The sequence below is a fragment of the Lacticaseibacillus zhaodongensis genome (assembly GCF_009687905.1).
In the GTDB taxonomy this organism is placed as follows: domain Bacteria; phylum Bacillota; class Bacilli; order Lactobacillales; family Lactobacillaceae; genus Lacticaseibacillus; species Lacticaseibacillus zhaodongensis.
Map to the genome: position 1 here is coordinate 1 of NZ_BLBG01000029.1, position 11186 is coordinate 11186.

The following is an 11186-nucleotide window of genomic DNA, read 5'->3' on the forward strand; positions in this document are numbered from 1 at the left end:
TATTTATAATACATGTAAGCACCTCATAACTGTTATTTCTTCTGTCTAACAATTGTAAGGCACTCCACATGCCTGTCGGTCACTGCCGCCAGTGCAGTGGAGGAAGATGCGCGCACAGCCCGGCGGCAAGTATCCACCAAGATTTAATACACAACCCCCCATTTTGCCCGATTGGATAACAGGCACATACCCGAATCCAGCCGGATACCCTCAAGGCTGCATACATATAGTAGAGACCCTGTATTTACCGTCCGAATAGTGGTATTATGTTATAACGATTTTACTTGTTGACGGGGATATAGGAGGACTTGCGTAGATGGACGATAATCGCATTCACGAACAGAAGCATCTCGACGAAATATCAGTTGAGCTGACCCACGCGGAAAAGCGCCTGGGCAAAGATGCACAGCGCGCTGGCGATGAGGCACGTGATCTGAACAAGCACTTCTTCAGCGACTTTTCACTGAACTTTAGCAATGACTCGGAAGCACTCGAAACTGCCGCTTCCATCCAGCAGCAGCAGGAAGTTCTTGACGAGCGGCGGCACGCGGAACGCGAATCAAAGAACCAACTCGCGACCGTTAAGCGGCTCGAGGGGAACCCCTATTTTGCCCGGATCGACTTCCAGGAGGGGAAGGAGAAGCCCGAGACCATCTACATCGGCCTGGGTAGCTTCACCGACGAGAACGGCCGCTTCCTGATTTACGACTGGCGGGCGCCGATCAGTTCCATCTACTACGATGGCGGCCTTGGCAAGGTCAGTTACCAGACGCCAGATGGTTCGCAGGACGTCGACGTTTCGCTCAAGCGCCAGTTCTTGATCAAGAACGGCAAAATTGAGACGATGTACGACACCACCGAGACGATCGGTGACCAGATGCTGCTGGAGGTCCTCGGTGAGAAGTCTGACACCCAGATGAAGAGCATCGTCACCACCATCCAGCGCGAGCAGAACCAGATCATCCGGGACACCACGGCCGAGCTTTTGTTTGTCCAGGGTGCTGCCGGGTCGGGGAAAACTTCCGCCGTGCTGCAGCGCGTGGCGTACTTGCTCTATCGCTACCGTGGTAACTTGACCTCCAGTCAGGTCATCATGTTCAGCCCGAACCAGCTGTTCTCCGACTACATCGGGAACGTTTTGCCGGAACTCGGTGAGCAGAACATGATCCAGTTCACCTACTACCAGTACGTGACCCGGCGGATTGCCGGAATTGACGTGCAGAGTCTGTTCGAGCAGTTTGAGCAGCGCCAGGATCCCGCCAACGCGGCCATCGAACAGGTCAAGGAGAGTCAGGACTTCTTCAAGGCGGCACAGGAGTACGCACTTAAGCTTGAAAGCAGCGGCGTCCGTTTCCGGGACATCAAGTTCCACGGCGCCAACTTCTTTAGCCGCAAGCGTATCTCTGATATCTTCTACAGTTACAACGCCAACTACCACATGGGCAATCGCCTGAACGCGACTAAGGAGCGGCTTACGAGCATGCTTAACCGGCGCCTGAAGTCTGAGATGAAGGCTGACTGGGTGCAGGATGCGGTCCAGAACATGTCTGGTGAAGAAATGCGCAGTCGCCAGTCTGGCGGCCCAGCAGATTTTGAAAGCAGCGACGCAGAGTACAACTACTTCGCTAAGCAGCTGGTCACGGAACAGTTCAAGGAAATCGCTAGTGCCATCAGTCACAACCACTTCCTGAACATCCGCGGCCAGTACGTTGCCTTCCTGCGTGCGATTCCGGAGCTGCTCAACCTGAGCAAGTTCGGTGTCACCACCGAGCAGTGGGAAGCTGGCGTCGACAAGTTTGTTGAGGAATTCCGGCAGCGCAAAATGGGGATGGCCGACGCAACGCCGTACATGCACCTTTACGACCTCGTTACCGGCCGGCACGGCGACCGCAACATGCGCTTCATCTTCATCGATGAAATTCAGGACTACACCCCTTACCAGCTGGCCTACCTCAAGGCCTGCTTCCCTAAGGCCAAATTCACCTTGCTCGGCGACCTCAACCAGGCGATTTTCACCGGTGCGAACGCCCGCAGTCTGATGACGGAAGCCAGCAAAATGTTCCCGAAGGACAAGACGCGGGTCATTCAGCTTACGCAGTCCTACCGGTCAACAGCACAGGTCACCGACTTCACCAAGGCGATTTTGCGCAGCGGCCAGAAGATTGTTGCCTTCAACCGGCAGGGACCGAAGCCGACCATCGCTGTGCGCAAGACAGAGACTGAGCTGATTGGGCAAGTGCTGCAGCAGCTCAAGACAAACGATGCGGCGGGGCAGACAACTGCCGTTATCGCCAAGACGCTGGACGAAGCTAAGGCACTGACCAAGCAGCTCCAGGCAGCTGGCCAGCCGGTGACGCTCATCCAGTCCGAGAACCAGCGGCTGGTTTCAGGCGTGATCGTGGTGCCATCCTTCCTCGCGAAGGGGCTCGAGTTCGATGCCATCGTTGTGTGGCAGGCGAACGCAGAGGATTTTGCCGGGGATGACGAGCGCGAATTGCTCTATACCATCTGTTCCCGGGCGATGCACCGACTCAGCATTTTCGCTGCGCCAGAGTTGTCCCTGTTGCTGCAGGCGGTCCCCGCAGACCTTTACGAAGAGGTCTAAGGACGAATTGAGCAGACCTTGCGTCTGGGAGGCAGGTTACTTTGGATTTAGGTGAACAGTACCGGATATACCCCCGCGCAGAGTGGGCGCAGCTCGGCAAGGACGAACCGCGCCAGGTAACCGCTGCCGAGATTCAGCACTTGCGGTCACTGAACGATGTCATCAGCTTGGATGACGTGGCGGAGGTCTACATGCCGCTGGTTCAGTACATTCTGATGCGAGCCCACAGTTTCACGCAGTCGATTCGCGACCGGGCGGCGTTCTTGAACGTGCCGGCGAAGCACACGCCATTCATCATTGGCATTAGCGGTTCGGTGGCGGTCGGCAAAAGTACTACGGCACGATTGCTACAGTTGCTGCTGAGCCGCACATTGCCGGAAGACAAGGTGCAGATGATCACGACGGACGGCTTCTTGCTGCCGAACGCGGAGCTTGAACGCCGCGGGATTAGCGGCCGCAAGGGTTTCCCCGAAAGTTACGACATGGCGCGCCTGACCCAATTTTTGGTGGACGTGAAGGCTGACAAAACTGTCAACGCACCGCTGTACTCGCACCAGCTCTATGATGTCGTTCCGGACGCCCACGAGACCGTCGCGGCTCCGGATATCCTGATTGTGGAGGGCATCAACGTCCTGCAAATGGGCAGTGCTAGTCCCATTTACTATAGTGATCTCTACGACCTGACGCTCTACGTGGACGCCGAGGCTGAGAACATCGAGCGCTGGTACCTTGAACGCTTCGGTGAGCTGCTCGACCGCGCCGCGGACAACCCAGACGATTACTACTACCGGCTGGCCCGTGGTGAGCGGGAGGCGGCCATGACCATGGCTAAGGGCGTCTGGCAGCGAGTGAACCTCCCGAACCTGGAGGATTACATCCTACCGACCCGTGACCGCGCGAGTGTGATTTTGCACAAGACCGCCGATCATAGCATTGACCAGGTGGCGTTAAGAGCATTCTAAGGGCATAGCAAAAGCCGCTGGACTTAGTGTCCGGCGGCTTTTTGCATGCCCTGATAATTTTTTCTGGGATTTTGCACATTGTGTGCTTTAAGGCCTAAACCCAGTCTTCGAGCGGCCGGTGCCGAGTCGAGCTGCAAGGAACTAAAGCTTTCGGCTAGAGGACTTTTGACCTAATGCCTAAAACCTGGCATTAAGTCAAAAGTCCTCTAGTCCTCAGCTTCAAAACGCCTCACTCCGCTCTGTGTCATAGTCGAGCTACGGCCCGCAGAACACTTTAGGGGTAAGGCCTAAACCCGGGCCTTACCCCTAAAGTACGCAAATGCTCAGTTTCTAACCGCGGGCCTTCGCTCTGTACAAAAAACCGACCCGGCGCACTGAGTGTATGCGTGCCGAATCGGAAAACTTACTTTTAGCTCCTGAAATTCAATCGTGCTGCCGTATTACCGCGCCCATACAAGGCGGTTGACGGTTTCGCTGAGGCATGTCTGCAGAACAACTTGTTCGCCCTGGTTGGCGTTGACAATCTGCTTGTAGACAGAGGTCTTAGTTCCATTGATGTAGCCCTGGTCAGTCACGTTGAGAACCTTCGTAACGTGGTAGACGCGGGTTTTACCATTTACATCATGAACGGTAACGGCGGAACCCTTCTTCAGCTTAACGATCTTGCCGAATGAAGTGTTGTTGTGACCGATCATGTGGGTGGACTGGTGGTCAGTCGTGGAAAGGGTGGTCTGGCCGCCCCAGGTCTGCGCTACGTTAGCGTGAGGTGCTGAGGTGACGTGCATGTTACCCTTGACGACTGGTACCGTTACACCGGCAAATGAGATCTTGTTGCGAACAGGTGCCTTCTTGGTTGCAGCGGCAACCGTTTGTGTACCAGCCGCAGATGCGGTAGCAGGTACGATGAAGGAACCAAATGCCATGACAGCAGACGCAATGAGAACACCAATGTGATTGAATTTCATAATGAGTTACACTCCCGTGAATAGAACACCTAAGCTACTTCGTTTAGCTGAACATCATCGCGACCCCCATCGCTAGTTCAGTGAAACGCGGATCTTGTTGTGCCCCCCAGCACTCATATCCCTTTCAACAATTCTTACTATACGGCCTTGCCCGGGTGCAGACAAGAAAAATTCGATAACAAAAATAGATGTTAAAAACTAGCAAAAGTCCCCTAAAACAGCGAAACAAATTGTCATTGCAATAACACATTGTAATATCTTATGCTCGGATTAATCTCCGTCTTATTTCTTTTAAGCTAATTGTTGCTGTGTTTATGAAGCAAATCACAATCTTAACCATTAGTATTTATCTATGTAAGCGGGTGACCGCGTCCCGTCTGCGGCAAATTGTGGGTACAAGTTGCAAAAGTAGGTATCACTTGCAGCCATTAGTTATTCATGCGATGTTTCATAATAAAAACTGCGAATCCGGATTTTTTTCAATTTTGACAAAACTTTTTTACAAATTCTGCTTTGGAAGCGGAATTAAACGCTAATCGGGGCGTAATTCTAACCGTATTTTAATGTATTGCTGGATTTTACAAAATCAGCCGAATTTGGCCAAAAATTACGGCGTCCAGGAGAAAAAGCGGGGGAAGTGAACGTAAGCCATGCGGCGTTATTTTTGCCATGCTTGCTCCTGATTTACCGGGATTTAAGCTGATTTGACACGTTAGCTATCTGTCTAGTTTATTTTTGACGCGACATGATGATATGTAATTAAGCACATAAACCTTATTTAACCAATAAGCAGACCACACGATTATTTGGCTGCTTTTGACTATTTTTGCAGTGTTTACGCTGATTCGTGCTACATATGTAAATATTTGTTGCAAACATCGACTGATCAGGAAGTGTCCGTTCGCAAGCGGCTGCTGACTAGCACAAACACCATTTTGATATAACTTACACTGATGATTAGCCATGCCAAATACTTTGCTTCGTCACAGTTGGCTCTGATTTTGTGACCCGGGATAGTAAGCACCTACGCGTGGGGTTATGGGGCCAAAATCATTTTGCCGCGCAAGGCACACCCTTTATAGAAGAAACAGGTTCGCTTGCGCACCTGCTGAAGAGAATTTTGCCCCGGAAACTTGCGGCACAGCGCTTTCTTGGCGGGGACGGTGATTGACCGGCACGAATATAACCGTTAGAATTGATATAACCAAAATTGCAAAAACTAAGGAGCGTGACACGTTGGCAACTGCGAACAAAGACTACGACAAGATTATTGTTCTTGACTATGGTAGTCAGTACAACCAGCTCATCACCCGTCGGATCCGTGACTTCGGCATCTACTCAGAACTGAAGCCCCACACCATCTCTGCCGCTGAGGTTAAGCAGATGGCGCCCAAGGGGATTATCTTCTCTGGTGGCCCGAATTCCGTTTACGACGAGGGTGCGCTGGGCGTTGATCCAGATATCTTCAAGCTCGGTATCCCGATTCTCGGTGTATGTTACGGCATGCAGCTGATGGCCAAGGAGCTGGCTGGCGGTAAGGTTGAACCTGCCGACAACCGTGAATACGGCCACGTTGACATCAACGTCTTGGAAGACACGAATCCCGTGCTCTTCAAGGACTTGCCTGCCAAGCAGACGGTGTGGATGAGTCATGGTGACCTGGTACGCCAGGCCCCAGATGGCTTCACGGTCACCGCAACGAGTAAGAACTGCCCGATCGCAGCGATTGCCGACGACGAGCGCAAGTTCTACGGCATCCAGTTCCACGCTGAGGTGCGTAACACCCAGTATGGTAACGAGATCCTGAAGCATTTTGCCTTCGACGTCTGCCACGCAGAAGCCAACTGGAACATGTCTGACTTCATCGAAGACCAGATTCGCGACATCCGCGCCGAAGTTGCCGACAAGCAGGTGCTGCTCGGTCTCTCCGGTGGGGTTGATAGCTCCGTCGTTGCCGCGCTCCTGAACAAGGCAATCGGCGACCAGCTGACCTGCATCTTCGTTGATCACGGTCTGCTGCGTAAAGACGAGGCCACCCAGGTGATGGACAGTCTGGGCAAGGGCCTGGGTGTCAAAATCATCAAGGTGGACGCGCACGAACGCTTCTACGCTGACCTGAAGGGTGTTACCGACCCCGAGAAGAAGCGCAAAATTATCGGCCGCGACTTTATCGAAGTATTTAACGATGAAGCGCGCAAGCTCCACGGCATCGAGTTCCTCGCTCAAGGTACGCTCTACACCGATGTGGTTGAGTCTGGTACCGACACCGCACAGACCATCAAGAGTCACCACAACGTCGGCGGCCTGCCAAAGGATCTCCAGTTCAAGCTCATCGAACCGCTGAACAAGTTGTTCAAGGATGAAGCCCGGGAACTGGGTGAAAAGCTCGGCATTCCGCACGAGCTCGTTTGGCGCCAGCCATTCCCTGGTCCTGGCCTCGGAATTCGGGTCCTAGGTGAAGTTACCGAAGAGAAGCTCGAAATCGTCCGTGAATCCGACGCTGTCCTTCGCGACGAAATCAAAAAGAACGGCCTCGACGAATCCATCTGGCAGTACTTCACCGTTCTGCCTGGGTTCCGGAGTGTCGGTGTCATGGGTGATGGTCGGACTTATGACTACACTATTGCCATTCGCGCCATCACATCTGTTGACGGGATGACTGCGGACTTTGCCCGCATTGACTGGGATGTGCTGCAGAAGATTTCGGCACGTATTGTTAATGAAGTTGGGCATATTAACCGGGTAGTGTACGATATAACTTCCAAGCCACCCGCAACGATTGAGTGGGAATAAAAGGTACATGTAAATTGAACCCGGAATGTTGATTTAACGGCATTTTCGGAAGATACAATGGATACGATTGGCGGGGAAATTGTTACGTTCCCCGCCAGAATCCCCGCCAAGTTTGGGCCGAATGAGGGCTGAGCTGGCGGGGATTTTTAGGTTAGTTCGTCAGTCTGTGCTTATGTTCCTTACCCTTGTTAGAGCCACTAATATCAGTGATATAGAAGCGGTGCTTGCTAACAACTCGGTTTCGTACTATGCTGCCAATAATGCGAAATCATGTATCTAATCATTCATTTTTTCTTAAGGAGTTCACCATGTCTGACCAAACTGAACATATGCTTCCTGACATAATTTCCAAGGCCCTAGCGCTACCAGTCGTTCGCGTTGATCGGCGCACATTCTTAACCAAATTATTTCCGCGTGCCACAGAAGTTGAATTGATGTCGATTCTCAAAGATGGCCCGCAAGCCGTCTACACATTGGAACAGCTGACTAAGGTTGCCCGTCGCGTCGTCATGCACGATACCGAGAAAACCTCGGCAATCTCATTTGCCGCGGGATTGCCCTCAAATATCGCCATCGCTGCTGGAACCGGTACAGCTGACCTTGTACAATACTATGGTTTTGCCTTACGTATGGCCCAAAAAGTTGCTTATATTTACGGTCAAGAAAATCTCTTCACCGAAGAGGGAACATTGTCTGAAGACGGCGAGCGGGATGTCATGATCTATCTCGGCGTAATGCTGGGCGTTGCTTCAGCAAATTCCGCATTGATGTTTATCTCTAAGGGACTGAGTAATACACTAAGCAAGAAGTTCATGGCAACCGCGGTCACTCGCACAACATGGTATCCGCTATTGAAGAAGATTGCCGGATACATTGGTGTCTCCGTAACCAAAAAATCAACCTCTGCTGTGATTTCAAAGTCACTCCCTGTTATCGGTGGCTTTGTTTCGGGTGGTCTGACCTTGATTACTTTTCGACCGATGGGGAACCGATTGATTAAAACTTTTGAAACCACACTCACAGCAACGCCTGACCAAATCAAGCAGGCACAAAACGTTATCCTCGAGGATATCAAAAAATCTTCAAACGAATAGGTGCGAGTTAGTAAAGTGAATTCGATTATAGTAATCCAGCTCGTTTGTATATTAAATTGGAATGTTAAATTTCCTGTGAGGATTTCCGGCAAGGTGGCCCATTTGGTCGAGTTGGCGGGGATTTTTGTAGTCGTTCGAGAAAACGCTATACATTATTTAATACCTTCTTGTAGCTTGCCATATTCTATTAGATAATTAGATTAAGAACACCATGTAGGGGGAGCAAAATGGCAATCACCGAGTACGAAGATCAAATTCAAGAAATCGTAAGCAAACCGGATCATTCCGAGTTTATTTATGATTTTCTGGGCGTTTACGACATTCCTAAAGCAACTGTCACCAAGTTACGCAAAGGAATGAACAACCTAGCGAAAGAAGCGGGTGCGGTCTATCTGAAAAATAAGTTGTACTTCAGAGAAGGCACTGGCGATTTAATGCAAGACTATGCCGACTTGCAAGAACGGGTCGATGAACTTGGTTCCAAGCCGCGTTATCTTCTGGTTACGGATTACCAGCACTTGCTAGCCAAGGATACAAAGACTAACGAAACGCTCGATATTGAATTTGCGAAGTTGCCACAGTATTTTGACTTCTTTCTTGCATGGAACGGCATTGAAAAGGCTGATTTCGATAAGGAAAATCCTGCCGACGTCCGGGCGGCTGAACGGTTTGCAAAGCTATACGATGTCGTGGTTAAAGATAACCCGGATGCAACACGCAAAGGATTGAACCTGTTTCTGATTCGTATTCTGTTCTGCCTGTTTGCTGAAGATACCAATATCTTTGAACATGACTTGTTCACGAATCGTGTTAAACAGATGACTGCTGATGACGGTAGTAATTTTGACCAATTCATCGGTAGTCTCTTTGGGGTACTTGATTTTGAGAAGGCGCAGCGGCCGGTCGATACTCCTAGTTGGTTGAATGACTTCCCGTATGTTGACGGCGATTTATTCAAAGATCGGCATGAGTCCTTACACTTTAGCGCCAAGTCTCGAAAGCTCATTATTGAAGCTGGGGAGCTGCTTAAGTGGGATCAGATCAACCCAGATATCCTTGGCTCGATGATTCAGGCGGTTGCCAGTGAAGACAGTCGTAGTCATCTTGGGATGCACTACACTTCTGTGCCAAATATTATGAAGGTTATCAAGCCGTTGTTTCTGGACGGATTACGTGAAGACTTTGAAGCCGCCAAGGGTAACGAAAATAAGTTACAGCAGCTGTATGATCGGATTGGTAAGATCAAGTTCATGGACCCGGCGTGTGGTTCTGGAAACTTTTTGATCATCACGTACAAAGAATTGCGGCAGCTTGAAATTGATATTATCAAAGAACTGAACCGCATTCCGAATGTTCAAGTTTACTACCTTCCTTCAGTAACACTTGATCAATTTTATGGCATTGAAATAGACGACTTTGCATGTGACGTGACGCGTTTGTCGTTATGGATTGCTGAACACCAGATGAATGTGAAGCTCCATGAACAGGTAAGTGATGCCGTGCGTCCAACGCTACCGTTACAGCATGCAGGTGCAATCGTTAATGCTAATGCGTTACGAATTGAATGGAGTGATGTTTTACAGATAGGTAAAATGGATGAGGCGTATATCATGGGCAACCCACCGTATCTTGGTTCATCACTTCAAGATGATGGTCAGAAGCACGACATGGAATACGTCTTCGGGAATACAAACTCCGGATATAAGAAATTAGATTATATTGCAGCCTTTTTTGAAAAGGGTGCTAGTTTTATTGCGCGAACGCAAGGGCAGATTGGCTTTGTGTCAACTAACTCTGTCTGTGAGGGTGAGCAAGTAGCACTGTTATGGAAATCGTTGTTGAAAAAAGTAGAGATTAGTTTTGCGCACACTTCCTTCAAGTGGCAAAATAACGCGAAATCTAATGCCGGTGTAATCGTTATTGTTGTTGGATTAGCACCAATAGGTTCTACAAAGAATAAGTATATATATCATCAATCAGCAGTTGAAAAAGCTTCTAATATTTCAGCTTACTTAACTGAGGGATCAAACATAATAGTTGAAAAGGCTTCGGTCCCCATTAACGGATTGCCACCGATGTATCGTGGCAATATGCCAACTGATGGTGGTGGACTGGTACTTTCTGAAGGCGAAAGAAATGCGGCACTTAAAGACAGGCCCTTCCTTAAGCCGTATATTAAACGTTTTTTAGGGGCAAGTGATTTTTTAAAAAATCAGAATCGTTACGTACTTTGGTTGGATGAAAAGGCATATGAAGGTTTAAAAAATGACGATTTTGTTAAGAGCAGATTGAATGTTGTTAGAAAATCTAGACTGTTAAGCAAGAAAAAAAGTACCGTTAAGTTAGCTGAAACACCGTGGAAGTTTGAGTTTATATCACAGCCGAAAAATTATGCTGGCCAAACAATTGTCATACCACGTCACTCTTCAGGAACAAGATCTTATATACCAATGACGTTAGTAGATTCGGATACAATTATCGCGGACTCTAACGTTGCTATTTATTCGGGTGACGTTTGGGTTTTGGGATTACTGCAGTCGAAAATGCATATGCTTTGGAATGCCTTTGTTGGTGGAAAACTGAAGAATGACTTCCGATATTCTTCTGTTCTTGTATATAACACGTTTCCTTTACCAGAATTGTCGGAACGTCGGAAAAGAGAAATTGAAGAAACCGTTTTTAAAATAATTGGTAAATTTCAAGTACAAGTTAGCCACTTCTGAAAATAACATCTAAATCAATGCGTTATTCTAAAAATCTGTGTAAC

General features: G+C 49.3%; 5 protein-coding genes and 1 pseudogene. 5 read left to right on the plus strand and 1 reads right to left on the minus strand.

What is annotated here, in order from left to right; translation table 11 throughout:
• The first annotated feature begins 316 nt into the window (after positions 1–316).
• Together helD and coaA are read left to right on the plus strand one after the other, a co-directional pair.
• Positions 317–2605: an RNA polymerase recycling motor HelD gene (gene helD / locus GN107_RS10905; protein ID WP_155287895.1), complete on the plus strand. Its 2289-nt coding sequence runs from the start codon at positions 317–319 to the stop codon at positions 2603–2605.
• A 41-nt stretch (positions 2606–2646) separates the two neighbouring features.
• On the plus strand, positions 2647–3567 hold the full coding sequence (gene coaA / locus GN107_RS10910; RefSeq protein ID WP_155287894.1) for a type I pantothenate kinase: 921 nt from the start codon (positions 2647–2649) through the stop codon (positions 3565–3567).
• A gap of 440 nt (positions 3568–4007) precedes the next feature.
• On the opposite strand, the gene GN107_RS10915 is transcribed toward coaA, so the two are convergent.
• Positions 4008–4532, minus strand: coding sequence for a sortase domain-containing protein (locus tag GN107_RS10915; protein WP_155287893.1), 525 nt, complete (start codon positions 4530–4532; stop codon positions 4008–4010).
• Positions 4533–5768: 1236 nt separating this feature from the next.
• Here GN107_RS10915 and guaA point away from each other — a divergent pair.
• From guaA to GN107_RS10930, 3 genes and pseudogenes are all read left to right on the plus strand, one after another.
• Positions 5769–7325 carry a glutamine-hydrolyzing GMP synthase gene (gene guaA, locus GN107_RS10920; protein ID WP_155287892.1) on the plus strand — a complete coding sequence of 519 codons (1557 nt, stop codon included), beginning with the start codon at positions 5769–5771 and terminating at the stop codon, positions 7323–7325.
• A 308-nt stretch (positions 7326–7633) separates the two neighbouring features.
• Entirely contained in the window at positions 7634–8419 is a 786-nt protein-coding gene (locus GN107_RS10925) for a hypothetical protein (RefSeq protein WP_019891344.1), read from the plus strand.
• 227 nt (positions 8420–8646) lie between these two features.
• Positions 8647–11109, plus strand: a pseudogene (locus GN107_RS10930) (DNA methyltransferase); the annotation flags it as partial.
• Between the last annotated feature and the right edge of the window lie 77 nt (positions 11110–11186).

What these genes read in the sequence shown, in the direction of transcription:
- GN107_RS10925 (WP_019891344.1), top strand. Translation starts at nt 7,634, where the DNA reads ATGTCTGACCAAACTGAACATATGCTTCCTGACATAATTTCCAAGGCC.
- helD (WP_155287895.1), top strand. Translation starts at nt 317, where the DNA reads ATGGACGATAATCGCATTCACGAACAGAAGCATCTCGACGAAATATCA.
- GN107_RS10915 (WP_155287893.1), bottom strand. Translation starts at nt 4,532, where the DNA reads ATGAAATTCAATCACATTGGTGTTCTCATTGCGTCTGCTGTCATGGCA.